The organism is Haloarcula sp. S1AR25-4 (assembly GCF_031624555.1).
Lineage (GTDB): Archaea > Halobacteriota > Halobacteria > Halobacteriales > Haloarculaceae > Haloarcula > Haloarcula pellucida.
On sequence record NZ_JAMQOR010000002.1, the window covers coordinates 289873 to 316290 of the forward strand.

The window sequence follows — 26418 nt, forward strand, 5'->3', positions numbered from 1 at the left end:
GTCCTGTCAAGAGCTGTATTTGGCGTTCCTACGAAAGCTCGACGATCCGGTCTGCCCACGACCGGAGCGCGTCGAGTCCAGCGACCTCGTTTTCCGACACTGAACTGTCGACACCCAGTTCGTCGCTCTCGAAGGCGTTCAAAACCGCACAGTCGGCCCGCTCGCAGTAGTCGGTCAGTCGCCCCGTCGCGTCCGGGTCTGCCTGCAGCGCGATGGTCGCGTCGTTGACGAAGACGGCCGCCGGGGTCGCCGGTGCGGCGTCGAGCGCCTCGAAGGCCGCCGCGGCGTTTTCCGCGGCGAGCGCGCGGGCCTCGTCGTCGGTCTCGCCCTCCGAGCGCGGCGCGTGGGCGTCGACGACGCCGTTGGAGACGCCCTCGGGGACGGTGGTGAACTGCGTGAGCGGGCCGCCCAGCACCTCGCCGTCCCGTTCGACCGTCGGCGCGAAGTCGAGGACGACACAGCCGTCGGTCCCGTGCCGGGCGATCCAGCGGTCGAGGGCCCGTGCCGTCAACCGCGTCTTGCCGACGTTCGAGGGGCCGACGACGAGCGCCGAGCCGTCGAGCGGGACCGGACTGTCCGACATCGTCTCAGTCGGCCGCCATCGAGCGGTCGGCGTCCCGCCCCAGCCAGTTGCGGACCGACAGCCCCGCGAGGCCGAGCATCGCCGCGGCGAGGACGGCGGCGAAGGAAAGAATCGACAGCGACACGGGGTCGGTCACGCCGCCGGCCGCCACGCGCTTGACCCACTGGCCGGCGACCACGGTGCTGATACCGATCAGCAGGAGGCCGCCGACGTTCTCTAGCAGCGAGTTCGTCTTCGGCACGGCGGTCGGGTCGTTGAGGAGGTATACGACGAGCGCAAGCACGAACGGCGTGCCGACGAAGCCGATAGCCAGCGCCTGAATCAGCAGTCCGAACACGGCACCCGGGATGAAGACGCCGAGGATGCTGACGAGCGCGAAGGCGGCGACGGTAGCCTGATAGCGCGAGTCCGAGGTGTCCTGTGCCCATCCCATCTTGTCGGCGACGAGGTACGGCGGGACGACGGTGTTGCCGCCCAGCGTCGTCACGGCCGCGCCCCAGAGACCGAGCAGGAACAGCCACTTCGCGTTCGATCCGACGAGGGGGCCGAGCGCTGTCGCGGCGCCCACCGCCCCGAGACTGGGGTCGCTGAGCACCGACGCGGCGACGAGGAAGATAGCGAGGCTGGCGATGCCGAAGGCGACCAGCATCGACGCCCCGACGTCGAAGACGGCGAGGTCCGAATCCTCGGTCGTCCAGCCGCGGGCCCGCATCGTGTAGGACTGCATCGTCACGAGGGCGATGTGGACGGCGCCACCGAGGATACCGGCCGCGAGCAGTGCCCCTTCCACGCCGGCCGGGATGGCCGGGACGAGGCCCGCTGCCGCCGCACCGAAGTCGATGGGGACGACGAACAGGGAGGCGACGAACAGGAGAACCACGAGCGTGACGAGTACTTTCGCACCGAGTTCGGCGTACTTATAGCCGCCGCCGGCGAGGCCGACGGCCAGTACGACGCCCCAGACGACCGCCCAGACGACGGGACTGAAGCCCGCGACTTCCGCGGAGACGCCGGCGAGCGTCTTCATGATGACCAGTTGGGCGAGTCCGGCGGCGACGACGGTGTCGGCGACCAGCAGCCACGCCCACGCCTCTCCGAGGTTGTCCTCGACGGCGGTAACGATGCCGGCCTCCGTGAGGAGGCCGAGTCGCATCGCGAGATACTGCGCGGTCGCACCCATCACCGCAGAGAGGACGACGACCCACAGGAGTGTGTAGTCGAAACTCGCGCCTGCGGTGACGAGCGCCCCGATAGTCGCCGGCCCAGTGGCGATAGCGCCCGCGAGCCACGTCGGGCCCATCTCGGAGAACCGCGAGAGGACGCCGGAGTCGCTGGTCGCCATCTACACGCACCCCGCGAATCTCTCGCCGGTCACGTCGTAGCTGTCGACCCACTCCGGCGGGTTCTCGTCGGTGAACCGCGAGCGACTGCGCATGTACGAGGCGATGTACGCGCGGCGCCAGTCCTCGGTCTCGTTGGGTGCGGTGTAGTGGGGCAACAGGCAGTGCTGAAAGAGGACGTCGCCGGGGTCCATCGGCAGGGCGACGGCGTCCTCGGGGCCGTAGTCGGCCTCGGCGATGGCGATGTCGGTGTCGTACTCGACGGCCTCGTGGCCGAGCAAACCGTCCGTGTGCGCTCCCGGGACGACCTGCATGCAGCCGTTCTCCGTGGTCGACTGGTCGAGCGCTATCCAGACGGTGACGTGGTCCATCGGGTGGATGGGGTAGTACGCCGCGTCCTGATGGAACTTCTTCTCGCTGCCGACGCGGGGCGGTTTCAGCATCGCGGCGCTACGGAGGAGGTGGAGGTTCGACCCCTGCAACTGCTCGACGACGTCGACGATGGCCTCGTCGTGGACGAGGTCGGCGAAGACGTCGTCTTCACGGACCATGTCGATACCCTCGAACTTCCGAACCGGGTCGCCGTCCTCGAAGCTATCGGCGTCGACATCGGGTTCGAGCATCCGCTCGAACCCCGTCTCTTCGCGGTCGTTCCGGACGTACGACTCGATGCGCGTCGTCACGGCCTCGACGGTCGCGCCGTCGAGGCAGTCCTCGACGACGACGTAGCCGTCCCGCTGGTACTGTTCGAACTGCGCGTCTGTGAGTGGCATACCACCTCCTACTATTCTCCGGTAATAAGCCCTTCCAACTCGCCGCGCCGTCTCTGGCCCCCAGCGACCGTAGAACACGGTTCACGCCAGCGGTGACGCCACTGCGCCATTCCAAACCGTTTATACCCCAACAGGGGTAACGCGGCCGTATGGCAAGAGAGCAGACTGAGGTTCGCGAACTCGACGAAGGCAGCTACGTCATGATCGAAGACGCGCCGTGTAAGATCGACTCCTACAGCACGGCCAAACCCGGCAAGCACGGGAGCGCCAAGGCTCGTATCGACGCACGGGGCGTCTTCGACAGCAAGAAGCGCTCGCTCTCCCAGCCCGTCGACGCGAAGGTGTGGGTCCCCATCATCGACCGAAAGCAGGGACAGGTCGTCTCCGTCAGCGGCGACGACGCACAGGTCATGGACTTAGACACCTACGAGACGTTCACGATGCTGATGCCCGAGGACGTCGACCTCCAGCCCGACGACGAAATCGAGTATCTCGAGTACGAGGAACAGCGCAAGATCACCCGCTCGTAACGATGTTTCCCGGTGCGGTCGCCGAGCGCGGGGCCGCCGACTACGCCCTCGTGGGGGCGCCGCTTGACGTGTCGACCTCCTTTCGTCCCGGCGCCCGGTTCGGGCCGCGCCGCGTTCGTGACTTCGCCGAACAGTTCGACGACTACGACCACCGCTCGGACCAGCACTTCACCGAGTTGGGGGTCTACGACCACGGCGACGTCGGCCCGACGGCCGACACCGCCGAGTACCTGACGTTCCTCCAGAGCGCCGTCGCCGAGTTCGACAGGGACAGGGCCGTCCCCCTGCTGGTCGGTGGCGAACACACCGTCAGCGTCGCCGCGGTGCGAGCGCTCGACCCGGACGTGTTCGTCTGTCTCGACGCGCACCTGGACCTGCGAGAGTCGTATGCCGGCGACGAGTACTCCCACGCGACGGTGACCCATCACGCGCTGTCGGTCGCGGACCGCGCGGTCGTCCTCGGTGCTCGAACCGGGAGCGAGGCGGAGTGGAACCGCGCCGACGCCGACGACGTGACCGTCGTCCTACCCGAAGACGTGGCCGACTGGACCCCGGATTTCGACGACGAATCGGTGTACCTCTCGGTGGACATCGACGCCGCCGACCCGGGGTTCGCTCCGGGGACGGGGACGCCCGAACCGTTCGGACTGGCCCCGCGAGAGATGCGCGACGCGGTGCAGTCGGTCGCGCCACACGCCGTCGGGTTCGACGTCGTCGAGGTGAACGACCGCGACGACGGACAGGCCGCGACGCTGGCGGCGAAACTCCTGCGAGCGTTCGTCTTCGCCCACGCCGAGGCCTGACACAAGATTCATTCTGTCGTCGTGAGTAGCGGCGGCCGATGCGCCGCCCTGCTCTCCACGTAGCGCTCGCTGCCTGCCTCGTCCTCGCGGGGTGTTCCGTCCTCGGAGACGACCCCGTCCGCGAGCAAGCCGCCGTCGACCGACTCGACGCCGCTCGCGAGCGCGCAGAAACTATCGAATCGTACCGGTACGACCTCGCAATCACCGTCTCGACGACGGCCAGCGCTCGGGAAATCGACGGCAGCGGTGTCGGGAAAGTCAACGTGACGACCCGGCGTGCCGCGACCAACCTGACGGTCGACGGTGCCACCAGTCAGACCTACGTCGACAACCGGACGGCGTTGGTCGAGTGTCGCGGCGGCGGCGTACCGAGCGGCTTCTGGGGCAACGAGGAGTTCCCAGCCGAGCGTAACTGGACCGAGACGACGCCGCTCGGGCGGCAACTCGCGCTCCTGTCCTCGGGCGACCTCTACCACAACGGCACGGAGACGGTCGACGGCCGGGAGACGGTCCACCTCTCCGGGTCGCCCTCGAAGGAGGCGCTCGACGCCTACCGGGACGGGGCGGGTAGCCGACCGCTGTTCGGGTCGCCGAACGTCGACAGCGTCACCGTCGACCTGTGGCTGGACGCGACGACGAACAGACCGGTCCGGAGCGAGGTGCAAGTCGTCGTCAGCGGCGACGGCGAGACGGCCACGGCGACGCTCACGACGCAGTTTCGCGACTACGGCGAGCGCGTCCGGGTGACGATACCGGCGGAGGCACGGGACGACGCGTTCGAGGGAGGGTGTCCCGGCTAGGGCGTGGCGGTTTTAAGACGGAGGCGTGAGCACGTGGCGACATGGATCGACTCTCGTCGTGTTACTTCTGTGGCGCGGCCCTAGACGCCTCGCTCTCCGAGTACCCAGTCGTCCCGAAGCGCCTCCAGCCCGAGTCGGCGTCCGACCAGCGGGTGACGCTCTGTCCGACCTGCCGGCGGAAACTCGCGACGGTGCTGAGAGAGGTCGTCGCGGCAGTCGACGACGACCCGGAGGACCAGAGCGGTGTGATGGACGAGTCCGGGCTGGACCCGCACCCGGATCCGATGGCCGTCGGCGACGCCAACGAGACGGGGACGGCCGTCGAAGAAGCGGGGTCCGACGCGGGTCTGCTGGAGGACACGAGCGACGACGAAACCGAGGGACCGCTCGACAGCGACGAGGCCGAATCGCAGTCGGCCGAACCCGACCGCACGCATCCGATGGCGGCCGCCGACGAGACGGACGACGCCGACGAGTCGAGCGGGACGACCGCGACGGAGTCGGCGTCACCGGGCGCGGTCGAGACGACTGCCGCCGAGAGCGAGCCCGAGTCGGCCAACGAGGTCGCCGATACCGGGACCGACGACACGAGTGACGACCCGTCGCTGACTCGACTGGAGTACAGCAAGGTGATGCGTCTGCTCCAGAACCGCCAGCTACCGGTCGACCGCAGCGAGATTCGTGCGGTCGCCGTCAACGCCTACGACATCGAACCCGAGGAGTTCGATGCCATCATCGACGCCGCCGTCGACCGTGGCCTCATCGGCGAGGAGAACGGGCAGTTCGTCGCGGCGGAGTAAGGCATACCACCCCGGAGGGGCAACACCAGCCCATGCACGCAGGCGACATCGCCGCCCGACTCGACGACGAACTGGACGTGGCCTCCTACGCCGACGTCGACGCTAGCCCCAACGGCCTGCAGGTCGGTCCCACAGAGCAACCGGTCGACCACGCGGCCGTCGCCGTCGACGCCGCCGTCGAGACCATCGACCGCGCCAGCGACGCCGGCGCGGATTTGTTGGTGACCCACCACGGCATCATCTGGGGCGGGGTGGAGCGCGTCACCGACACGACCTACCGCCGTGTCGCACCGCTCGTCGACGACGACCTCGCGCTGTACGTCGCCCACCTCCCGCTGGACGGCCACCAGTCGCTGGGCAACGCCGCCGGCCTCGCGGACGTACTCGACCTCGACAACCGTGCGCCGTTCGGTCAGATGGGGCCAGAGTACATCGGCCAGCGCGGGACGCTGGTCGAGGCGAGGACGCTCTCGGACCTCGCCGAGACGCTCGACGCCGAACTGGACACGGGCGGGCAGTCCGTCCGGACGCTGGACTTCGGCCCGTCGCTCGTCGAGGACGTGGCCATCGTCACCGGCAGCGGCGTCGACTGGGTAGCGGAGGCCGCCGAGGTCGGCGCTGACGTCCTCGTCACCGGCGAGGGCAAACAGCAGGTGTACCACGAGGCCCGCGAGGCCGGCATCAGCGTCGTGCTGGCGGGTCACTACGCCACCGAGACGTTCGGCGTCCGCTCGCTGCAGTCGAAACTGGACGAATGGGGGCTAGAGACGACGTTCGTCGACTGCCCGACCGGGCTCTGATGGGCCAGCGCGTCGCCTACGAGGACGTGGCATCGGACGCCGACATCGTCGCGTGGTCCCGCGAGTACTGTCGGGACGTACGCAGGGAGTGGGGCGTCGACGTGCGCTTCGACCTCGTCGAGTGGGAGGTGTCTGCCCGCGCAAAGCGGCGCGCGGCGGCCGTCAAGCGCCCGACGCTTCCCGACGCCGCGGTGGGAGAACCCTACGACTGGGAGCGTCTCGAGGGGGCCGACGGCCGGCCACTTCCCTGTACCCTGTCGCTGACTCGCGAGGCGTTCGAGGCGTTCGATCGCACCGAGTGGGAGGCGACCCTGCGCCACGAACTCGTCCACGTCGAGCAGTACCAGCGCGACGGCACGACGGACCACGGCCGGGCGTTCCGCGAACGAGCGGCCGACCTCGACACCGACGTCCACTGCCCCGCCTTTGCCGACCCGAAGTACGTCCTCTCGTGTGTAGCCTGCGGGGACCTCGTGGCACGGCGCTACCGGGACTGCAAACTGGTGCGAGAGCGGGAGCGCTACCGCTCGGACTGCTGTGGTGCCGAACTGGCGCTGGACTGACGGTGCGCTACTGTTAGGTCGCTCACGGTCGAACAGGCGGTATGGACGTGCCGCTCTCCTGTTACGCCTGCGGGACGACGGCGGCGCTCGCGGACGGGGCCCGCTGTGACTGCGGCGAACCGTACTGGGTCCAGACCGACCCCTCGACCTTCGAGTGGCCCGACACTTCCGAGCGGTCGCTGTGGCGCTATCGTGCCCTCCTGCCGGACGTGACACCGGCCGGACTGGCCGCCGGCGCTGGCGGCACGCCGCTGGTGCGCGCGCCGCGACTGGACGACGACGTGGGCGCGACCGTCCACGTGAAGTACGAGGGGGCGAACCCGACCGGGACGTTCAAAGACCGCGGGAGCGCCGTCGGCGTCGCGGCGGGCGCAGCGGCCGGGGACGACGCCGTCGGCACCGTCTCCCACGGCAACATGGCCCGGTCGATGGCCGCCCACGCCGCCAGCGCCGGGCTCGACTGTCTGGTGTTGGTCCCGGCGGACATCCCCGTCGAACGACTGGCGCTCCTCGCTCGCTACGACCCGACGATACTCCGGGTGGAGGGCGACTACGGCCGCCTCTACCGCGAGTCACTTCGAGTCGGCTCCGAGGCCGGCGTCCGGTTCGTCAACTCGGACACGCCGCTCCGCGTGGCCGGTCAGGGGACGACGGCGCTGGAAATCGCCGAGTCGTTCGCGCCCGACCTGCCCGACGCCGTCGTACTCCCCGTCTCCAGCGGCGGTCACGCGAGCGGTGTCTGGAAGGCCTTTCGAGACCTGTCTGCCGCGGACCTCGTCGACCGAGTACCGAGACTCTACTTCGTACAGACGTCGGCCTGCGCGCCCATCGCCGAGGCGTGGGCCCGGCGCGACGACGTCGTCACGCCAGTCGAGGCAGGGGAGACTGTCGCCTACTCGATCGCCAACGCCGACCCGCCGAGCGGCAATCGGGTGCTGGCGGCCGCCAGCGAGACCGACGGAGGGGTTCTCGCCGTGGACGACGACGCCATCCTCGACGCGCGCCGAGCGCTAGCGAGCAGCGCGGGCCTGTTCGTCGAGAGCGCCTGTGCGACGGTGCTGGCGGGCGCTCGCCGGTTGCACGACCGTGGCGACCTCGTGGCAGGCGACGACGTCGTACTCGTCGCCACCGGAACGGGATTCACCGAACGCGACCTAGACGCGCCCGGTGTCGACGCGGAGACGGTCCCGCTGTCGGCGCTCGACGAGACTGTAGCACGCATCATCTGACCGGATTCAGTACCAGTACGTGGCGTAGACGACGACGCCGATACCGAGACACGCGACCGCCGCGAGGGTCGCGAACACCATCGACCACGAGGGTATCGCGAGGAGACCGGTGACGCCGAGCGAGAGCACGACCGCGAACAGGGGCAGGAACGCGTGTTCGGACTCCATCGTCGGGGGTAGACAACGAGGCGACATAGTTCTACGGTCCGTGGGCACACTCGACAATGGCCGTCGTATCACACCATCGCCGCGTCGTCGACGCCCGGATGCTCGCGGACGTACGCGACCAGCGTGTCGACGTACGCCTCGAACAGCGAACACCTGACGCCGGTTCCCGCGAGCGCTCGCCGCGTGTTCTCGTCGGGTGCGAGAGGTACGGGAGCGCTTCGGGTTCGACGCCGAGTCGGTCGGCCAGTCGCGGCAGGCGAGACAGCGCCGCGTACGAGAGTCCGACCGTACCCGGGACGGCCCGGCGGTCGCTGGCCCGTCCGAGCGCGCGTACCAGTCGGCCGACGAGTACCGGCCCCAGAAAGCCCGTGAGAAACCGCATCAGCGTCCGTCCAGTGGCGAGAGTCGTCGGAGTCGCCGGAGCGCCCGGATGCTCAGCGTCGCGCCCGCGGCGGCGACGCGGTTCGGGAGGCCCTCGACGGGTACCAGTGGATGGAGGCGCTGTGTCGTGACCGTCTGTGACTCCGTGTACTTCTGGATGCCGTGGGGGCCGTGACGCCGGCCGATGCCGGAGTCACCGACCCCGCCCATGGGGGCGTCCGTCGAGGCCCACATGCCGAGGTAGGCGTCGTTGACACAGACGGACCCGGCCTCGATACGGCGGGCGAGCGCCTCGCCGCGGTCCGTGTCCTCGGTCCAGACGCTCGCGTGGAGGCCGTAGTCGGTGTCGTTGGCGCGTGCGACCGCCTCGTCGGCGTCCGCGACCGGGGTTATCGAGACGACGGGGCCGAACGTCTCCTCGCAGGCGGCGGTGGCGTCGTCGGGCAGGTCCGTCAACACCGTGGGTTCGTAGAACAGCGGTCCGACCTCCTCGCGCCGGCGCCCGCCCGTCTCGACGGTGGCACCGCGCTCGCGGGCGTCGGCGACGTGGTCCTCGACCGTGTCGAGTTGGTGCTGGCCGATGAGCGACCCCACGTCCGGGCCGAATTTGAGCGACGCACCGAGGTCCAGCGTCTCGGTGGCGTCGACGAACCGGTCGACGAACTGGTCGTAGACGGCTTCGTGGACGAATATTCTCTCGAAGGAGATACACAGTTGGCCGGCGTTCGCGTAGCTTCCGTGGACCGTCCCCGTGACCGCCTGCGAGAGGTCGGCGTCGTCTAGAACCACGGCGGCGTTTTTCCCGCCCAGTTCCATCGAGGCGTCGACGAGGTGTTCGCCGGCCAGCGACGCCACGGTCCGGCCCGTCTCCGTACTCCCGGTAAAGGTGACGTAGTCGACGCTCGAGATCAGCGGTTCGCCCAGGGTCGCGCCGTGACCGGTGACGACCTGCACGAGGTCCTCGGGGGCGCCGGCGTCGACGAGCAGTTCGACCGCCCGGAGCGCACAGAACGGCGTCGCTTCGGCCGGTTTCAGCACCGCGCCGTTGCCCGCCAGCAACGCCGGCAGCATGTCGGAGATGGCCAGCGTCAGGGGATAGTTCCACGGTTCGATCAGGCCGACGACCCCGACCGGGTCGTGGTGTTCGACGGCCTTCGTCAGCAGGGGGAACCCGCCGTCTCGCCGGGTCGGCGCGACGTGGTTCGGGCCCTCCCGGGCGTAGTAGTCGGCGTTGAGAACGATGTCGAGCAGTTCGACGTGGGCATCGAGTCGGGCCTTTCCGGCCTCCAACTGGACGATGTCGAGCAACTCTTCGCGGTGGTCGAGCACCTCGTCGGCGAACCGCTGGAGGACGGCCGCTCGCTCCTCGATGGGGCGCTCGCTCCAGTCGCTCTGTGCCGCCTGTGCTGTCCGGACGGCCTCTGTGACGTCCGCTGGTTGGCAGGCCGGGACGGTACCCATCTCCTCGCCGGTGAACGGACTCCGGACCGTCAGCGGGTCGCGGTCGGCGACGTGTGTGACCCCACCCTGTAACCGTGTCCGTGTTCGCTCGGGCAGCGAGGACGAAACGTTCGACGCGGGCATCGTTTCTTCGCACGGGCGGGGGGATGAATGGTCTTGTGGCGACCCACTCGTATCTTGTCGCGACGTTCGGGCGTGGGACTCGGTTCCCGTTCGACGGCCGGACCCACACCGAGACACTGGTGTGAACCACGTCGTTCAAGCCCTCGGACCGACCACAGTGGATCAATGAGCGACCACGAGGACCGAGAGACGTTCTGTCACGACCCCATCGGACACGCAGAGGCCCGCGCCGGAATGACGGTCGGCGAGTTGGCCGAGAGCTACGGTGAGGCCGGTATCGGCGCGAATGACCTCCACGAGGCCGTCGACGTCTACGCCGAGATGCTGGACGACGACGTGACCACCTTCTTCGGACTGGCCGGCGCGATGGTGCCGACGGGGATGCGTGCCGTCGTCTCCGAGTTGATTCGGGACGGCCACGTCGACGTCCTGGTGACGACGGGCGCGAACCTGACCCACGACACCATCGAGGCCATCGGCGGGAAGCACCACCACGGCGAGGTGACGCCGCCGGAGCGGACCGAGCGCGAACACGACGAGACCCTGCGCGATGAAGGCGTCGACCGCATCTACAACGTCTACCTCCCGCAGGAACACTTCGCGCTGTTCGAGAACCACCTCCGCGAGGAGGTGTTCTCCGTCCTCGAAGCCGAGGGCGCGGTGTCCATCCAGCGCATGACCGAGGAGCTGGGACGGGCCAACAGCGAGGTCAACGCCCGCGAGGACGTCGCGGAGGACGCGGGGGTGCTCGCGGCGGCCTACGAGAACGACGTCCCGGTGTACTGTCCCGCGTTCCAGGACTCCGTGCTGGGCCTGCAAGCGTGGATGTACTCCCAGACGAGCGAGTTCACGGTGGACGCGCTGGCGGACATGACCGACATCACGGACATCGCCTACGAGGCCGACAGCGCCGGCGCGATGGTCGTCGGCGGCGGCGTCCCGAAGAACTACGTCCTCCAGACGATGCTCGTCTCGCCGGACGCCTACGACTACGCCGTCCAGTTGACGATGGACCCCTCGAACACCGGCGGCCTCTCCGGGGCGACGCTGGACGAGGCCCGGTCGTGGGGCAAACTGGAGAAAGACGCCCGTAACGTGAGCGTCTACGCCGACGCGACCATCACCCTGCCGCTGGTCGTCGCCGCCGCTCGCGAACGCGCCGGGGAGTAGTCCGGCCCCCGCACAGCCCCGCCGCAGGGATAGTTCTATAGTTGTGGGCGTGACACGTTCACATATGTCGTTCCAACTGCGTATCCGACCGGCGGACGAGACCGACATCTCGTCGATTCAGCAGGTCGCTCGCGCCTCGTGGCACGCCGTCTACGACGGCATTCTGGGGCCAGACACCGTCGAGACACTGCTGACGGAGGGGTACGGCGGCGACCTCCTAGAGGAGATGGTCGACCTCGACGACATCGGTCTGTTCGTCGCGACGGCGGACGGCGACGTGGTGGGCTACGCCAGTTGCGGGATGACCGACCCGGCCGGCATCGGCGACCTCGACCTCTACGTCCACCCCGACTACTGGGGCGAAGGTATCGGGAGTCGACTTCTCGACCGGGGCAAGACACACCTCCAGAGCCTCTCGGTCCGGAAGATACGCGACGAGGTACTCGTCGAAAACGAAGTCGGCAACGGTTTCTACCGGAAACACTTCGACCACGTCGACCAGCGTACCGAGCGGTTCGGTGGCAAAGAACTGCCCGTCAACGTATACGAGCGTTCGTTGTGGGACTAGGGTGGGTCTGAGCGCCAGCGAAGCCCCTCGGAACGCACAGCGGTGACCACGGGGACCCCGCGGACAGTCGCGAGGGTGCGACACGCAGTGACGAGCGCAGCCCTCACACCACGACGACTGCACCGCACGCTCGCGGCTACCGCCGCTCGCTGGTTTGAGGGTTCCGTCGCTTCGTTCGCTCCGCCGCCGTCGCTCCACGGCACACTCCGTTCCACCCGAGACGGGTCCTGTGCCTGCCACTCACACGCGCTCTCGCTCCGTTTGGCAACGTTTTAGCCGCCGATTGGCCTGCTAGTTCCCAATGAGCTACAAGATCGGACTCGTCGGCAAGCCCTCTGTCGGCAAGTCCACGTTCTTCAATGCGGCGACGATGAACGACGTCCCCGAGGGGGCGTACCCGTTTACGACCATCGACCCCTCGATGGGCGAAGCGTACGCCCGCGTCGAGTGTGCAGCCCCGGAGTTCGACCATAGCTGTACCCCCAACCACGGCTACTGCGCCGACGGCGTGCGCTTCGTCCCGACGAAACTGGTCGACGTCGCCGGCCTGGTCCCTGGTGCCCACGAGGGCAAGGGACTCGGCAACCAGTTCCTCTCGGACCTCAACGAGGCCGACGTGCTCATCCACGTCGTCGACTTCACCGGTGAGACGGACCTCGAAGGCGAACCGACCGAGGACCACGACCCCCGCGAGGACATCGACTTTCTGGAGAACGAACTGGACATGTGGTACCTCGACGTCCTAGAGAAAGGCATCGAGCGCTACCGCTCGGGCTACCACGGCGAGGACAAGGACATAGAGGCCGACCTCGCAGAGCAGATGTCGGCGTTCAAGATCAGCGAGGACGAGATCAAGCAGGTCGTCCTCTCGCTCGATATGGAACTCGACCCCGACACGTGGGACGACGAGGACCGGGAGGCGCTGGCCCGCGAGATCCGCATCCGCACCAAGCCGATGGTCATCGCGGCCAACAAGATGGACACCCCGGCGGCACAGGACAACTGGGAGACGGTCACCTCGGACCCCGAGTACGAGCACCTCACGTTCGTCCCCGTCTCGGCCCACGCCGAGAAGGCCCTGAAGAACGGCGACGAACAGGGCGTCTTGGAGTACCGGCCCGGCGACGACGACTTCGAGGTCACGGCGGACCTCCCCGAGGAGAAGGCCGCCGGCCTCGAACAGATTCGCGAGTTCGTCGACGAGTTCGACGGCACCGGCGTCCAGCAGGCACTGGAGACGGCGCTGTTCGAGGAACTCGACGCCATCGCCGTCTTCCCCGGTGCGCGAAAGCCACAGGACGACGGCACGTTCCTGCAGGACTGTTTCGTCCTGCCCGACGGGTCGACCGCCGAGGACTTCGCGTACTTCCTGCATACGGACATCGGCGAGGGGTTCCTCCACGCCCACGACGTTCGCTCGGGTCGGCAGGTCGGTGCCGACACGGAACTGGACCACCGCGACGTGGTCGAGATCACGACGACGAACTGAACGGTCGGCGGCCCGCGAGCATCAACTGTGATAATCCGGGGCCCTATTTTTTGAGACTACGGGCCGCTACCTTGGAATATGCCCGATTCGACACCTCGCTTGCAGTCGCTGCACGCCGACGCCCGTCGTACGGAGGAGGATAGATGAGTCCCGAAACGGCCGAGAGCCGTCTCGTCGGCCGACTGCTCGTCTCGGTCGGTGCCGTGCCGATGACCGCCGAACCGTACCTCCCGGGCCCGCTTCGTCGAGATTTCGGTGTCCGCCTCTTCTTGCTCGCGCTCATCTCGGTCGTCGTCGGTCCGGCTATCGCGGCGACGCTGTTTTCCGATGCGCTACCCGCTGTTGCCTTCGCCGCCGCCATCGTCCTCTGTACCGGATTTCTGGGGTACTGTGAGCTGTACCGTGCGATAATCGAGATAAACCAGAAAGCCCGAGCGGTCGACGAAGGCGAGTACGACATCGACTTCGGCGTCGACCGCGTCGACGAAATCGGCGAGACGTACGACACGCTCGAACGGACGGCCCACTCGCTGGGCGAGTCCATACGCGAAGCCGAACGCGCACAGGAGCGCGCCGAAGCGGCCCGCGAAGAGGCCGAAGACGCGACAGCGGCCGCCGAGCACGAACGAAACGAGATGGAAGCACTCTCCAGTCACCTCGAACTGAAAGCCACCCAGTACCGCGATACGCTCGCGGCCGCGGCCGACGGCGACCTGACCGCCCGCGTCGACGCAGAGAGCATGAGCGACGCGATGGGCGAGGTCGGAACGGCCATCAACGAGACGCTCGACGCGCTCGAACGGGCCATCGCGCAGGGGCAGGCCATCTCGGCGCGTATCGCCGACGAGAGCGGTCTGGTCGCGAGTCAGGGCGAACAGGTCCGTAGCGAAACCGAGTCCGTCACCGCGAGCGTCGACGAAATCGCCGACGGCGCGTCGACCCAGCGAGCGCAACTCTCGGCGGCCGCCGACGAACTCAGCGACCTCTCGGCGACCACCGAAGAGATGGCCTCGTCGGTCACCGAAATCGCCGACCGGAGCGACACCGCCGCGGAACTCGGCCGGGACGCCCAACACTCCTCCTCGGAGGCCCAGAGCGCCGTCGACGCCATCCGCCATCGGTCGATGACCGCCGCGGGCGAAGTCCAGCAACTCGACGAGATAGCCGGCGACGTCGCCGAGATCCTAGACGTCATCGACAGCATCGCCGAGGAGACGAACATGCTGGCGCTGAACGCCTCTATCGAGGCCGCCCGGGCCGGCGAGGCCGGGTCCGGGTTCGCCGTCGTCGCCGACGAGATAAAGCAACTCGCGAGCGAGACGAAAGACGCGACGGCCGACGTCGAGACGCTCATCGAGACGCTCCGCTCGCAGGTCGGCGATTCCGTCGAGGCGATGGAGACGATGGAGTCCGCCGTCGACCGCGGGAGCGACACCATCTCCGAGACCATCACCACGCTCGAAGACGTCGTCGAAGCCACCGTCGACGTCAACGACAGCATTCAGGAGATAGACCGCGCGACGAACCAGCAGGCCAGCACCGCACAGGACGTGGTCGAACGCATCGACGACATCAGCGCTATCGCCGACCAGACCGCGACGGAGGCCGGCGAGGTAGCAACCACCGCCGACCAGCAGGACGCCGTCGTCGGCGAGATGGTCGACAGCGTCGACACGTTCGCGACCGACGCGGAGACCCTGCAGTTCGAACTCCAGCAGTACGACACCGACGCGACGGTCGACGTCGGCCACGCGAGCGTGGCGAGCGAACAGGCGACGGACGACTGATACTGGTGGCTGTAAGTTCGTAACGATATTCGCCACCCCGGGGTGGCGAATTACTTCAGTTTGTTACAGCCACCAGTATGAGACCGCCGCTCAGATATCGACCGGGCAACCGTTTATCTCGCCGCCGCGCATCCCGTCGGCGAGCCAGTAGATGGAGAGCGTGAGGACGACGAGCGCACCGACGGCGAACTCTAGTCCGTCAAGCGGGAGAAAGAGGAGCGACGTCGAGACGCCCAACAGCGAGAGCAGTCCCAGCAGGACGGCCGACCCGCAGGCCGCACACCCGGCCCCGAGCGTCCCGAGGAGGACGCCCGCGGCGCCGGCCCCGCCCTGTCGAATCTGCAAACCGTGTTCCCGGAAGTGATAGGTCGCTATCGCTACGTCCACGCCGGTCAGCGCGGCGACGGCCACCAGCAAGACGCCCTGTGCCGGGTGGAAGAACGTGCCGACGAACGGGTACAACTCGACGAGGACCGTCAGCCGACTCGCCAGCGGCAGGGACCCGCCGACAACGAGGTCCAGCACCAGCGGGACGTTCAGCGAGACGACGAACGCCGTCAGCGAGACGACTCCTGCGAGGACGGCGACGGCGGCGTACACAGGGAGCGTCAGCACGAGTCGCGCCGTCCGACCCATCAGCCGCCAGTCGCGGCCCCGAACCGGCAACCGCCGACCGATTCGGGTCGCGCTCATCAGTTCGCCTCCCCGAGCGCTTCGGCGATGACCTCGTATCCGACGCTCCCGTTGACCTTCGTGACGAACTCGCCGTCGCGAAACAGGAGGATGACCGGGGTGGTCTCGCCGAGACCGGCGTTCTCGGCGGCCGCGATATCGGCCTGCACGGCGTCGTCGTAGGCCTCGTCTCGGGCGTCCTGTGCGACGGCGTCGCCGTCCAACGACGTCTCGGCGTTCAGGAACGACGCCGTCCGCTCGAAGACGTTGTCGACGGTGAACTGCGAGCGCGTCGCGAAGTAGTGCTCGAACAGCGACCAGAACGCCTCGTCGTCACGGGCATAGGTCGCTTCGAGCGCCTGCGTCGCCGGCTTGCCCCACGGAAAGACGACAGGGTAGGTTCGGACGACGTACGCGCCCGTCCCCGAGTCGGCGAGGTTCGACCGGATCTTCGGCACCGTGTTCTCGTGGAACGCTGCACAGCGCTGACAGGACGGGTCCTCGAACGCCAGAACGACGTGGCCGCCCAGTTCCCCAATCCGCGGTTGCTCGCGGTAGTTCGCCGCCGCCGGGTGATCCTCGAGGGACTCCCCCGTCGCGTCGCTCCCCCCACCGCACCCCGCGAGGGCGCCGACGGCCCCCGCCCCCGCCATCGCCAGCAGACGTCGTCGCTTCATGCTCGCCGGAAGGGTTCGACCCGATTTATCGTTTGTTCTCCTGTGCGCCCGCGAGGGGGAACCGTCATACCGCCGGAGTCGGTATCTCCGATGGCCGATGACGACAGTGCGTTCCGAGTCGGGGTGACTCCCCGACGGTGACGAACCCTATGAGTGCCGAGGCCGCTTTCCCGTGACCGCTCAGAACTCGCGCAGACTCGCGTTGTAGTCGCTCTCGGGTTCGAATTCGGGAATCAGCGAGTCCAAGTCGTAGTCGTCGAGATCGTCGACGGCTCGCACCTGCACGTTCTCGGACGCGGCCCCGTCGACGCGCTGGCGGACCATCCCGCGGTGGGCCGCCTGCAACTCTCCGGGCGACATGTCCAACTCCAGAAAGTCCAGCAACGCCGCGTCGAGGCCGTCTTGAACCCCGCGCTCCCCCCGCACCAGCGCCCGTCCGGCCCGGGAAATCCGGTCTCTGGTGTCGTCGCTCATCAGGTCGGGGTTCGGCACGGGCACCGAGGCCACCTCGTAGGTGAGTAGTTGGAGCGCCCCGCCGCCTTCGTGGCGACCCCACAGTTCGAGCAGAATCTTGTACACCGTCGAGTTGAGGACGTGGGGCAGGACGTTCTCGTGGTCGGTGACGTCGACACACTGGATGGCGTTCGTCGGCGCGAACCCGCCGGCGTTCTCGACGGTGAACACCCGTTCGTTGTAGAACACCGGGTGGAGTACGTCGGGGACGAGCAGTTCGCCGAGGTTGAACCACGGCGTGTGGGTGGAGACGGTACGTCCGTCAGGGACGCCCTCGTCCTCGCCGTATTCGAGATACCGAAGGGTGGAGTGATAGCCGTCCTCGCGCAACTGGTCTTTGACGGCCGCCGCGAGGTCCGGCGTCGACCGGAGGCCAGTCCGGTCGGCTTCGAACGCCTCGACGTACTCGTGGAAGTCCAGCAGATACTGGCCCGTCTCGTCCAGCCGAGCGGAGTCGATGTCCCGAATCGACCGTATGGCGGGTCGCAGGAACCGCTCGTCGACGCCCCACTGGGCGACGTCGGACTCGTCCAGCAGGAAGAAGCCGTTGTGGCCCGTCTTGTTGCCGAAGGCGACGTCAGCGAAGGCGTCCAGCCGCCGGGTCTTCTCGCTGTTCACGAGCGGAACGAACGGACTCGGCCCGTAGAGGTAGTAGCCGAGTTTCTGGCCGCCCTGCTCCGCCAAGTGTTGCTGGGGCACGCTGGTGACGCGGTACTCGTCGTGGGTCTCGATGTCGAACAGTCGGTCGTCCGGGACGGAACGGTGGGAGCCAGCGACCGAAGCGAGCGTCTCCGGCGGCAGTCGCTCTTTCACCCGGACGAAGTCCGTCGTCGTCTCCCGACGCGCCCGTTCGTCCGCGCATTTCTCGACGAACAGGAGGACGGTGTCGACGAGCGCCGAGAACGCCCTGTCGGCGAATCCGACGACGGCGTGGACCTTCGTCTGGTCGTAGAGGAACTCCTGAAAGGACTCGCCGTACTTCGTCGTCAGCCACTTCGTCGGGACGACGACGCCGAGTCGGCCCCCCTCCCTGAGGAACCGTAGCGCGTGCGTGACGAAGTAGACGTACGCATCGGACTGCTTCGATAGCTTCCCCGCGCCGCTGTAGTAGGGCGTCGCGCCCTCGGGACCGTACGCCCGTAGGTGTTCACGGAAGTGCACTTTGTCCGGCGAGAGGTCCTCTTGGCGGATGTACGGCGGGTTTCCCACGACCGCATCGAACGACCCCGGCCGACGCCTCTCGGTCCCGGCGTCGGGAAGCCGTTCGTCGCGCGGTGAGACGTCGAAAAAGGAGTCGGCGAGCGTATGGACCGCCTCGGTCTGCTCGCGAACGGTCCGAGACGAGAGGTTCAGCGCGGTGAGACGGAGGGGGAAGCGATTGACGTCGCCGGCGACGAGGTTGTCGAGTGCCTCCTGATGGGTCGCCGTCGACGACCCGTCTCGGATGCGGTGGTACGCTTCGACGGGAAACGTCCCACTGCCCGAGGCCGGGTCGAGCACTCGTGGAACCCGGTCGCCGTCCGACTGGAGGGTCCAGTCGCATATCGCCGCCGCCACGTCGGGGTGCGTGTAGAACTGCCCCTGTGCCTTGCGCTCGCTCGCGGGGACGAGTCGTTCGTACAGTTCCCCCAGCACGTCCTCCTCGACGTCCGAGAGCGCCGTCGCGTCGAGACGGTCCAGTAGCGTCCCGAGCGCGGTCCGCGTGTCCGCGTCGTGCGGAAACGACGCGAACAGCGAGCGACCGCTCTCGACTTCCGGGTCGTGGTCGAGTTCGCACCGGCCTTCGAGGTGGTGTTCGACGCTGTCCACAGCGACCCCGTCGACCAGTGATCCGACCGTCACCCCGGGTTCGGCCGAGTCGGGTGGTTGTTCACAGAGCACGTCGAGAAACAGCGCCTCGGTCGCTAACAGGTAGGCGTACTGTTTCGCAGCGAGTGTGAATCGTGCATCCGCGTCGAGTGGCGCGTAGTCGTTCGCCTCGACCCACGCGTCGAACCCCGCCGTGAACGACGGGTTCGTTTCGTAGGAGTCCCGTGCGAGCGTTCGGAGTCGGGGCCAGACGGCACCGTGAAACGACTGAACGGTGCCGAGTAGCCGTTTTCGCGCCGCCTGTTCCGGGAGGGTGCCGTCGGCGGCGAGCGACCGAACCGCGTCGAGGAGCGCCGGAAGGCGGCCGTCGAGCGTCGGGTCCCCGAGGTCGACGGGGCGAAAGTCGAGGTAGTAGTACGCGCCGGCAGCGGCGTCGGCGTCCGCAAAGAGAAAGAGGTCACGGGCGTTGCAGGTGGCGACGTGGTCGACGCCCGCCTCGGCCGCGTACTCACACGCTCGCTCGACGACATCGGCAGCCAGCGGCCCCGCCGTCTCACTCGTGACCACGACGGCCAGTCCCCCAGTCCGCGCGGACTCGACGACGATAGCCGCCCGTTTCTCGCCGACGTCCTCGTCGAGAGAGACGGCGTCGAACGGCGTCGCGGCATCACGGACGTACTCCCGAACTCGGGCGCGAAGGCGGCGACGGAAGTCCGCTGCCGACGGGTCGCTCGACATAGAGAGTCCATCCGACCGCGTCGTCTTCACTGTGTGGGTCGCTAACGAACGCAGGGTCGACGGGAGCGCCGCACCGCTAGCTACGTCCGAGACGCCCCGCCGCGAGAATTAAGTCCGGACCGTGTGTATTAGTGCCGTGGTAGAAAGGCTCATCATCGACACGGACACCGCGGGCGACGACACGCAGGCCATTCTCATGGCCGCCCTCGCCGACGCCGTCGACGTGGAGGCGCTGACCATCGTCGCCGGTAACGTCGAGTTCGAGTACGAGGTCGAGAACGCGAAGTACACGCTCGATCTGGCGGGCGTCGCCGACGCGGTGCCGGTCTACGAGGGAGCGCGTCGTCCGCTACTCAAGGACTTCGAACACGTCGACCACGTCCACGGCGACGGGGGGTTGGGCGGTGACCTCTATCCCGATACGGGCATCCCCTCGGCGGACGGCCACGCCGTCGACGCCATCGTCGAGACGGTCCGGGCATCGCCCGGCGAGGTGAGTCTGGCCTGTATCGGCCCGCTGACCAACGTCGCGATGGCGATCCGACGCGAACCCGACCTGAACGAGTTGCTGGACGAGGTGTGGGTGATGGGCGGGGCGGTGAACACGCTGGGCAACGACACGCCCGCCGCGGAGTTCAACTTCTGGGTCGACCCCGACGCCGCGAAGATAGTGGTGAACGAACTCGACGTGACGCTCGTAGACTGGGGGCTGACGGTCCGCCACGGGACCATCGACGGGGAGACACTCGACAGGTTCGCCGACGCGGACACGCCCTACGCCGAGTTCTTTACCGCGATCACGAGCCACGCCCGCGAGTTCTCGAAAGAGCGGTTCGGCGTCGACGCCGCCACCCAACCGGACACGCTCGCGATGGCGTGTCTCGTCAACCCCGACCTCGTGACGGAGGCGGGGACGTACTTCGTCGACGTGGACGAACGCGAGGGGATGACCCGAGGGTACAGCCTCGTCGACGAACTCGGCATCACCGACGGCGAACCACGGACTCGCGTCGTCGAATCCGTCGACGGAGACGTGTTCGACCAGATGGTCGCTGACATGCTCTTAGCCGGGGACCCCGAGCAGTCGCTGTGAGTCACGGCCTCGCTCGCGTCGGCGCTGTAGCGCGCCGAGTGCTGCTTGGGTCCGAACAGGACCCGTGACAGAACGACTACCGCTGTGGTCGACGTGTTCCTTGGTGCGAATTAGGCGGCTGATAAGGAAGGGAATCCTGTCGGTGGTTCATACGTTGCATGCATGACGCCCTCCACGTCGTCTGGGCCTCCCCGACGGCGAACCGTGTCGTGACACAGGATGGAACGTGGATACTCGCCGGTACTCGACCGAACAGACTGGCCGAGCAAATCGAGACCGGGGCCGACGTCGACGACATCGTCGAAGGGTTCGACGCGGACGACGCCGTCGCGGTCCGAATCGGGGACGACGGGCGACTCGACGCCTACCGGAGCGTCACGGCGACGCGAAACGTCTACGTCGCGGACGTTCCGGACGGACCGGTCGTCGTCGCCGACTGCTTCCGGAACGCACTCGCGGAACTCCCCGTCGAGGACCGCACGGTATCCCAGCGGGCGGTCGCCGACCACCTGCTCTTTCGGAACCCCATCGAACCGGAGACGTACGTCGAGGCGATTCGGGGGCTAGAACACGGGTGTCACCTCACCTACGACCCGGCGACCGGTGACCGACAGACGCGCCTCGTCGATCGCCTCGACCCCGATGGCGAGACCGCCGTCGACACCGCGCCATCGCGAATCCACGACGTACTGACGACGGTTCTCGACGAGACGCTTCCGGACCGTCGGGTTCGGAACATGCTCTCGGGCGGCGTCGACTCGACGCTGCTTCACACCTACCTCGGTGACGCACCCGCTCTCGTCATGGCGACGGACTCGCCGGAGTTCGCCTCGGAGGTCGACGCCGCGGACAGAGCGGTGGCGATGCTGGACGTGCCGACCGACCGCCACGACGTCGCGGAGTCGGCGTTCCTCTCACATCTCGAAGCGAGCGTCGACGCACTCGGGTTTCCGTCCCACTACAACCAGACGGTACTCACCGACGCCGTGTTCAGGGCCGCCGAGAGCGGGGTCTACGTCAACGGAGAGGGTGCCGACGCGCTGTTTGGCCTGCCCGCGGTGAAGGGTGCACGCGTCGCCGACCGCCTCGCGCCGCTGTTTGCCGCCCCCGGTCTGACCACGCTGTGGCGACGTGGCGTCGCGAGCGTCCTGCCGCGAGCGACGCACCTCCCAGACATCGCGTCGTGGCTGGACCGACCGATCACGGACCCATCGGCGTTCGCCCAGCGGTTGCCGTTCTACACCGACCCCGAAGTAGTAGCGCAGTGTACCGACGAAGCGACCGTCGAGTCGCGGTTCCGACGACAGACCGAGTACGTGCAACGGCGCGTCGAGCGATCCTCGGGCGGGCGGTTCGTCGACCACGCGGAACTCGGTCATCTGCTGAGTGCGTTCCGCCACAACGCCGCCGAACAGTGGCGCCAACTGGGCTACGTCCACGGACACGAACTCGTCGCCCCGTTCAAGACCCGACGACTGACCGCCTGTGCGCTCTCGGTGCCACCGGCGAGACGCTACGTCGGCGGTCGGGGATCGTTCACCCCGAAACACCTCCTCAAGTCGCTCCTGAAGCGACGGCTGCCGGCCTATCCGGTCCGTCAGCCGAAAGGTGCCGGCTCACTCCCCGTCGAGCGCTACTTCGAGGACGGACCGCTGACGAACGTCTTCGAGCGGTACGACCCGCCCGAGTTCGTCCCGTCGGCGATGTACGAGGACCACGTCGAACAGTTCGGTCCGGTGACGTGGAATCTCATCACCTTCGCCATCTGGCGCGACCGCGTGTTGCAAAATCCCGACCTCTCGCGGGTCGAGGGAACGACTGTCGTCGAGGCGTAACGGCGACCGGCAGAGTCCGTACACCGGTTCGTCGCGACTCGCTCGCTACACCCGCCCGCTCTCGGCGAGTTCCGCTGCGGCGGCGACGACCCGCTCTTTCTCCGATTGGGACCCGAGCCAGAAGTCGACGAGGTCCTGCCCGACCGCCCGAAGGTCCTCGTCGTCGACCTCCGCATCCTCGCCGTCGGTCAAGTCGTACAGTTCCCGGTCGTCGGGCGACCAGATGTACTTCCAATCTTTCCCGCGGACGGCGACGTTCGGCATCCGCGTCGAGGAGTAGACGTAGGGCTCTGTGAGTCGCTCGGGGACTGACTCGTCACCGCTGGCGAGGCCGTGCAACAGCGCCGGGAGACGACTGAGCGAGAACGGTTCCTCGACGCGACCGGACGGCCCGTTACAGACCACGAGCGGCACGTTCACGAGGTGTTCGTACAGTTGCCGGCCGTGGCCGTACATCCCGTGTTCACCGAAGGCCTCACCGTGGTCGCCGTGGACGACGAACAGCGGGTCCTCGCCCACCTCGTCAGTGAGGAACGAGAGGAACTCGTCGGTGTACGCAAGCGAGTTCTCGTAGGCCGTGGTCAACACGTCGTGGAGGATGGACTCGAACGGCAAGTCCCGACTCAGGAACAGCCCCATGTTGGCGGGATAGGTCTTGAGTCGGGACTGTGTCCGGTACTCCTTCGGCGGAAGGTAGGGGAGGTGGCTGTCGACCAGAAACACCCAGAGAAAGTACGGGTCGTCGGCCTGTGCCGTCCACTCGGTGATTTCGTCTGCGAGCGCTTCCCACGACATGAACATGTCCTGTCCCTGCCACCAGTTGGCGGCGTTCATCGCCAGCGTCCCGATGGTACTCTCCTGTTCGCCCCCTTCGAGGAGGTCGCTCGACGCGTCGTTCTCCATGAAGTCCTCGAAGCGGTCGAACCCCTCGTCGAACCCGAAGTACCGCGAGGTCCACGGGTTCGCGGTGAACGCGGCCGTCTCGTAGCCGCGTTCGGAGAACTCCTCGGCGACGCTCCGTCGGGCGGCCATGTGTTCGCGGACGTGCGCTTTCATGTCCTCGCGGGTCGCACCGGCGGCGTCCGGCCGTTCGACCGGGTCCGTCCCCGTCAGAAAGGAGGTGGCCGACGCGAACGTCGCGGCACCCGGGGCGACGGCGTTCTCGAACACCAATCCGTCCTCGGCGTGGGCCGCGAGCGTCGGCATCGTGCCGGTATCGCCGGCTGCGACGCCACAGTAGTCGGTACGGAAACTATCGATAGTGACGAGGACCACGCTCTGGTCGTCGGGCATGTGCCATCTGGGAGTCAGAGAGCGTGGGTTATTATTCAGCAGATAAGTCGACTGTTTCAGCCGATAAACACGCAATTTGTGCGGCGGAGCGTCTGAACGGTTGCTGGCGTTTTTACGATAGCCCGCACTCTCATCGTCCATGCCACGCTCCGATGTCCCCGCGGAGAGCGTCACCCGCGTCGAACTCCCGACGGCGCTCGTCGACGACGTCGAACAGCGACTCCAGTACACCGACTTCGAGGACGCGAGCGCCTACGTCGAGTTCGTCGTCGAGGAAGTACTGGCGTCCGTCTCGGACGGCGAGGACGCGAGCTACGACGCCGTCGACCGAGAGGAAGTCGAGAGCCGACTCGAATCGCTGGGCTACATGGAGTGACGTCGCCGGAGGACGACACGAGTCAACCACCGGTTCGTCTGTACGTAGCTGGCGATAACGTGGCGTTAACACCGCAATAACGTCGCTCAACGCCGCTATCGCCGCGTTACCTCGCGGTTAGTGCGCTATTGACCGACGATAGGCAGTGCCTCGGTGCCCGTTATCGGAGCCGTCGAACCAGTCGGAGCAACACCGACGCGGCCGTACCGATACCGGGGACGCGCCGCGAGAGGGCGGCGGCACCGAGCAGTACGAGGCCACTCTTGGTTCGGCCGCGGACGAACGCGAACGCGGCGTCGACGAGCGTCGAGAGCACGCTGAGTCTGTTCAGCGGCGAGTCGTGGACAGTAGTCATCGTCTCGCCCGTAGGTACCGCGTCCGGTCGGATATAGCCCCGGCCGGAGTATGCATGCCGTCGGCGACTCGCTCGGACGGGTCACGGCGGTGCCGTCGCGTCGACGGCCCGGTCGAGAAACGCCGGGTCGTAGGCCCCCTCGACGTGGGTCACGTGCCAGAGGCCCGACGACCGAATGTCGGGGCTCCTGCTGTGATGGCCGAGCCAGTCGTCGGCGCGAGCCATCGTGTACCCGAGCTCGGCCAGCTGTCTCAAGTCTCTTTCCCACCTGCGAGTGCCGCACCAACCGCTTTGAGGGAGGCCGTCGTAGAGTCGCCGTATGTCTCTCATCCAGTACTACGACGAGATAGAGCCCGTGACGATGCTCGTCGTCGGCTTCGTCTTGTTCGTCATCCCCGAACCGGCCACCTCCGCACTCGGCGCTGGCCTCATGTTGCTCGGGAGCGCGTGGTGGTTCTACGAGTGGCAGCGGTGACTACCAGTCGAACGCCTCGTGTATCGCCCGCCCCTCCTCGTGTAAGACCGGACCGACCACCTCGGTGACGCCGGCCAGAATCGCCGCCGACTGGACGGGCGCGCCCTGGTCCGTGAAGTCGCCGATGTCCCGGCCGCCGACGCTGTAGACGACCCGACCGAGACCGGCGTGGCGGATGCCGCCGGCACACATCGGACACGGTTCCGTGCTGGTGTACATGACCGTCTCGGCGCGTTCCTCGGGCGACAACTCGCGACGGGCCCGCATCGCGAGGTCGAGTTCGGGGTGGCGTCGCACGTCCTCCTCGGAGACGACGCGGTTCGACGCCGCCATCACTATCCGGTCGTCCCTGACGAGGACGGACCCGAACGGCCGGTCCCCGCGGTCGGCCGCCTCGCGGGCGAGTTCGAGCGCCCGACGCATGTGCGTCTCGTGGTCGAATTCGTCGAACGAGTCTCTCATACCCGCTGGTCGACCCACAGGCGGGTAAATCGACCGCCTTCGACGGCGAGACCGTCGAGTTGGTCGGTACGTTCGCCGTGCGGGACCGCCGTGTCAGCCGACGGCACATAGACGAGGGAGGAATCGTCGGTCGGTGAACGCGTCTGGTACCGCAAACGCGACGACCGACACCGACGCTGCGGCGCTCACTCCGGCGGTTCGACCGGGGCCTCGACCTGTGCGATGTCGAGGATGAGCGTGTTCTGGGTGTCGTCGATGGCGACGATGGTCCCCGCGACGACGAGGTTGTGCTTCGGCGTCGGCCCGGCCGCGACGGCCTGGCCGACGGAGAACTGGCCGACGGACTGCTGGAGGTGCAGTTGGGCGCGGCACTCCTCGGGGTGGTTGACGGTGGTAAACCGTATCCCATCGACGGTGACGTCGAGTCGCTCGAAGTCACGGGCCACGGTGAGCGACTCCGTCTCGGCGCCGGGGTCCCGACCGAGCGCCGCGTAGGCCTGTTCGGTCGGGACGTAGCCGCCTTCCGGACCGGAGTGGCCTTCGACGAGTCCGAGTTGGGCGAGGCTCTGCATCTGGTTCTGGACGGTGCCCAGACTCCGGTCGACGTCGTCGGCGATGGTCTGGCCTTTCACCGGCCCGTCGGCGGAGCGGTGGTGGTTGACCAGTGCAGTCAGCGTCTGCTCCTGACTGGTGGTCAGGTCGATCTGGACCATACTGGCCCTACCACAACCACGCTCATGTATGTGTGGATA

29 protein-coding genes are annotated in these 26418 nt (G+C 67.5%); 15 read left to right on the top strand and 14 right to left on the bottom strand.

Features of this window, described 5'->3' with window-relative positions; genetic code table 11:
• Positions 1-28: 28 nt before the first annotated feature.
• The 3 genes from NDI85_RS10170 to NDI85_RS10180 are packed head-to-tail and all read right to left on the bottom strand — an operon-like array spanning position 29 to position 2696.
• Positions 29-583 (bottom strand): hypothetical protein, encoded by a 555-nt coding sequence (locus NDI85_RS10170; RefSeq protein ID WP_310915685.1) that lies wholly within the window; start codon positions 581-583, stop codon positions 29-31.
• A gap of 4 nt (positions 584-587) precedes the next feature.
• Complete coding sequence (locus tag NDI85_RS10175; RefSeq protein WP_310915686.1) at positions 588-1925, bottom strand: divalent metal cation transporter; 1338 nt, start codon at positions 1923-1925, stop codon at positions 588-590.
• Positions 1926-2696 (bottom strand): phytanoyl-CoA dioxygenase family protein, encoded by a 771-nt coding sequence (locus tag NDI85_RS10180; RefSeq protein ID WP_310915687.1) that lies wholly within the window; start codon positions 2694-2696, stop codon positions 1926-1928.
• A gap of 149 nt (positions 2697-2845) precedes the next feature.
• On the opposite strand from NDI85_RS10180, the gene NDI85_RS10185 reads away from it, so the two are divergent.
• The 7 genes from NDI85_RS10185 to NDI85_RS10215 are packed head-to-tail and all read left to right on the top strand — an operon-like array spanning position 2846 to position 8221.
• Positions 2846-3226, top strand: coding sequence for a translation initiation factor IF-5A (locus NDI85_RS10185; protein ID WP_188999020.1), 381 nt, complete (start codon positions 2846-2848; stop codon positions 3224-3226).
• 2 nt (positions 3227-3228) lie between these two features.
• The gene (gene speB / locus NDI85_RS10190; RefSeq protein WP_310915688.1) at positions 3229-4029 is read left to right on the top strand and encodes an agmatinase; all 801 of its coding nucleotides are present in this window, start codon (positions 3229-3231) and stop codon (positions 4027-4029) included.
• Positions 4030-4067: 38 nt separating this feature from the next.
• The gene (locus NDI85_RS10195) at positions 4068-4829 is read left to right on the top strand and encodes a hypothetical protein (protein ID WP_310915689.1); all 762 of its coding nucleotides are present in this window, start codon (positions 4068-4070) and stop codon (positions 4827-4829) included.
• Positions 4830-4870: 41 nt separating this feature from the next.
• Positions 4871-5629: a hypothetical protein gene (locus NDI85_RS10200; protein ID WP_310915690.1), complete on the top strand. Its 759-nt coding sequence runs from the start codon at positions 4871-4873 to the stop codon at positions 5627-5629.
• Positions 5630-5661: 32 nt separating this feature from the next.
• Positions 5662-6429 carry a Nif3-like dinuclear metal center hexameric protein gene (locus NDI85_RS10205; protein ID WP_310915691.1) on the top strand — a complete coding sequence of 256 codons (768 nt, stop codon included), beginning with the start codon at positions 5662-5664 and terminating at the stop codon, positions 6427-6429.
• Positions 6429-6992: a transcription elongation protein SprT gene (locus tag NDI85_RS10210; RefSeq protein ID WP_188999040.1), complete on the top strand. Its 564-nt coding sequence runs from the start codon at positions 6429-6431 to the stop codon at positions 6990-6992. The genes NDI85_RS10205 and NDI85_RS10210 overlap by 1 nt, the downstream gene beginning before the upstream one ends.
• A 41-nt stretch (positions 6993-7033) precedes the next feature.
• On the top strand, positions 7034-8221 hold the full coding sequence (locus NDI85_RS10215; RefSeq protein WP_310915692.1) for a threonine synthase: 1188 nt from the start codon (positions 7034-7036) through the stop codon (positions 8219-8221).
• A gap of 6 nt (positions 8222-8227) precedes the next feature.
• On the opposite strand, the gene NDI85_RS10220 is transcribed toward NDI85_RS10215, so the two are convergent.
• Genes NDI85_RS10220 through NDI85_RS10230 form a run of 3 tightly spaced genes read right to left on the bottom strand, consistent with a single transcriptional unit; the run spans position 8228 to position 10354 of the window.
• The gene (locus NDI85_RS10220; protein ID WP_188999050.1) at positions 8228-8389 is read right to left on the bottom strand and encodes a hypothetical protein; all 162 of its coding nucleotides are present in this window, start codon (positions 8387-8389) and stop codon (positions 8228-8230) included.
• A gap of 31 nt (positions 8390-8420) precedes the next feature.
• Positions 8421-8771 (bottom strand): hypothetical protein, encoded by a 351-nt coding sequence (locus NDI85_RS10225; RefSeq protein WP_310915693.1) that lies wholly within the window; start codon positions 8769-8771, stop codon positions 8421-8423.
• Positions 8771-10354, bottom strand: a complete 1584-nt coding sequence (locus NDI85_RS10230) for a succinic semialdehyde dehydrogenase (protein ID WP_310915694.1) — start codon at positions 10352-10354, stop codon at positions 8771-8773. The genes NDI85_RS10225 and NDI85_RS10230 overlap by 1 nt, the downstream gene beginning before the upstream one ends.
• A 165-nt stretch (positions 10355-10519) precedes the next feature.
• Here NDI85_RS10230 and NDI85_RS10235 point away from each other — a divergent pair, with 165 nt between their 5' ends.
• From NDI85_RS10235 to NDI85_RS10250, 4 genes are all read left to right on the top strand, one after another.
• Positions 10520-11524: a deoxyhypusine synthase gene (locus tag NDI85_RS10235; protein WP_188999062.1), complete on the top strand. Its 1005-nt coding sequence runs from the start codon at positions 10520-10522 to the stop codon at positions 11522-11524.
• Between the two features lie 64 nt (positions 11525-11588).
• Entirely contained in the window at positions 11589-12092 is a 504-nt protein-coding gene (locus tag NDI85_RS10240; protein ID WP_310915695.1) for a GNAT family N-acetyltransferase, read from the top strand.
• Between the two features lie 301 nt (positions 12093-12393).
• Positions 12394-13581, top strand: coding sequence for a redox-regulated ATPase YchF (locus NDI85_RS10245; RefSeq protein ID WP_188999070.1), 1188 nt, complete (start codon positions 12394-12396; stop codon positions 13579-13581).
• 143 nt (positions 13582-13724) lie between these two features.
• The gene (locus NDI85_RS10250; RefSeq protein WP_310915696.1) at positions 13725-15368 is read left to right on the top strand and encodes a methyl-accepting chemotaxis protein; all 1644 of its coding nucleotides are present in this window, start codon (positions 13725-13727) and stop codon (positions 15366-15368) included.
• A 90-nt stretch (positions 15369-15458) separates the two neighbouring features.
• Here NDI85_RS10250 and NDI85_RS10255 read toward each other — a convergent pair whose 3' ends face one another.
• The 3 genes from NDI85_RS10255 to NDI85_RS10265 form a co-directional block, all read right to left on the bottom strand.
• Positions 15459-16061 (bottom strand): hypothetical protein, encoded by a 603-nt coding sequence (locus NDI85_RS10255; RefSeq protein WP_188999077.1) that lies wholly within the window; start codon positions 16059-16061, stop codon positions 15459-15461.
• Positions 16061-16717, bottom strand: a complete 657-nt coding sequence (locus NDI85_RS10260) for a thioredoxin domain-containing protein (protein ID WP_310915697.1) — start codon at positions 16715-16717, stop codon at positions 16061-16063. The genes NDI85_RS10255 and NDI85_RS10260 overlap by 1 nt, the downstream gene beginning before the upstream one ends.
• Before the next feature lie 180 nt (positions 16718-16897).
• Complete coding sequence (locus NDI85_RS10265; RefSeq protein ID WP_310915698.1) at positions 16898-19777, bottom strand: Eco57I restriction-modification methylase domain-containing protein; 2880 nt, start codon at positions 19775-19777, stop codon at positions 16898-16900.
• A 136-nt stretch (positions 19778-19913) separates the two neighbouring features.
• On the opposite strand from NDI85_RS10265, the gene NDI85_RS10270 reads away from it, so the two are divergent.
• Both NDI85_RS10270 and NDI85_RS10275 read left to right on the top strand, forming a co-directional pair.
• The gene (locus tag NDI85_RS10270; protein WP_310915699.1) at positions 19914-20870 is read left to right on the top strand and encodes a nucleoside hydrolase; all 957 of its coding nucleotides are present in this window, start codon (positions 19914-19916) and stop codon (positions 20868-20870) included.
• A 158-nt stretch (positions 20871-21028) separates the two neighbouring features.
• On the top strand, positions 21029-22705 hold the full coding sequence (locus NDI85_RS10275; protein WP_310915700.1) for an asparagine synthase-related protein: 1677 nt from the start codon (positions 21029-21031) through the stop codon (positions 22703-22705).
• Between the two features lie 45 nt (positions 22706-22750).
• Here NDI85_RS10275 and NDI85_RS10280 read toward each other — a convergent pair whose 3' ends face one another.
• Complete coding sequence (locus NDI85_RS10280) at positions 22751-23998, bottom strand: sulfatase-like hydrolase/transferase (RefSeq protein WP_310915701.1); 1248 nt, start codon at positions 23996-23998, stop codon at positions 22751-22753.
• A 139-nt stretch (positions 23999-24137) separates the two neighbouring features.
• Between NDI85_RS10280 and NDI85_RS10285 the strand changes: the two genes are divergently transcribed.
• Positions 24138-24374 (top strand): hypothetical protein, encoded by a 237-nt coding sequence (locus NDI85_RS10285; protein ID WP_188999114.1) that lies wholly within the window; start codon positions 24138-24140, stop codon positions 24372-24374.
• 160 nt (positions 24375-24534) lie between these two features.
• Here NDI85_RS10285 and NDI85_RS10290 read toward each other — a convergent pair whose 3' ends face one another.
• Together NDI85_RS10290 and NDI85_RS10295 are read right to left on the bottom strand one after the other, a co-directional pair.
• The gene (locus NDI85_RS10290; protein WP_166971884.1) at positions 24535-24729 is read right to left on the bottom strand and encodes a hypothetical protein; all 195 of its coding nucleotides are present in this window, start codon (positions 24727-24729) and stop codon (positions 24535-24537) included.
• A gap of 81 nt (positions 24730-24810) precedes the next feature.
• Positions 24811-24954, bottom strand: coding sequence for a hypothetical protein (locus NDI85_RS10295; RefSeq protein ID WP_310915702.1), 144 nt, complete (start codon positions 24952-24954; stop codon positions 24811-24813).
• A 94-nt stretch (positions 24955-25048) separates the two neighbouring features.
• Here NDI85_RS10295 and NDI85_RS10300 point away from each other — a divergent pair, with 94 nt between their 5' ends.
• Complete coding sequence (locus NDI85_RS10300) at positions 25049-25204, top strand: hypothetical protein (protein WP_188999117.1); 156 nt, start codon at positions 25049-25051, stop codon at positions 25202-25204.
• Here the strand turns inward: NDI85_RS10300 and NDI85_RS10305 are convergent, their stop codons facing one another.
• Together NDI85_RS10305 and NDI85_RS10310 are read right to left on the bottom strand one after the other, a co-directional pair.
• Positions 25205-25666: a nucleoside deaminase gene (locus NDI85_RS10305; protein ID WP_310915703.1), complete on the bottom strand. Its 462-nt coding sequence runs from the start codon at positions 25664-25666 to the stop codon at positions 25205-25207. It lies immediately after the preceding gene.
• Between the two features lie 185 nt (positions 25667-25851).
• On the bottom strand, positions 25852-26379 hold the full coding sequence (locus tag NDI85_RS10310) for an HTH domain-containing protein (RefSeq protein WP_166971894.1): 528 nt from the start codon (positions 26377-26379) through the stop codon (positions 25852-25854).
• Positions 26380-26418: the final 39 nt, after the last annotated feature.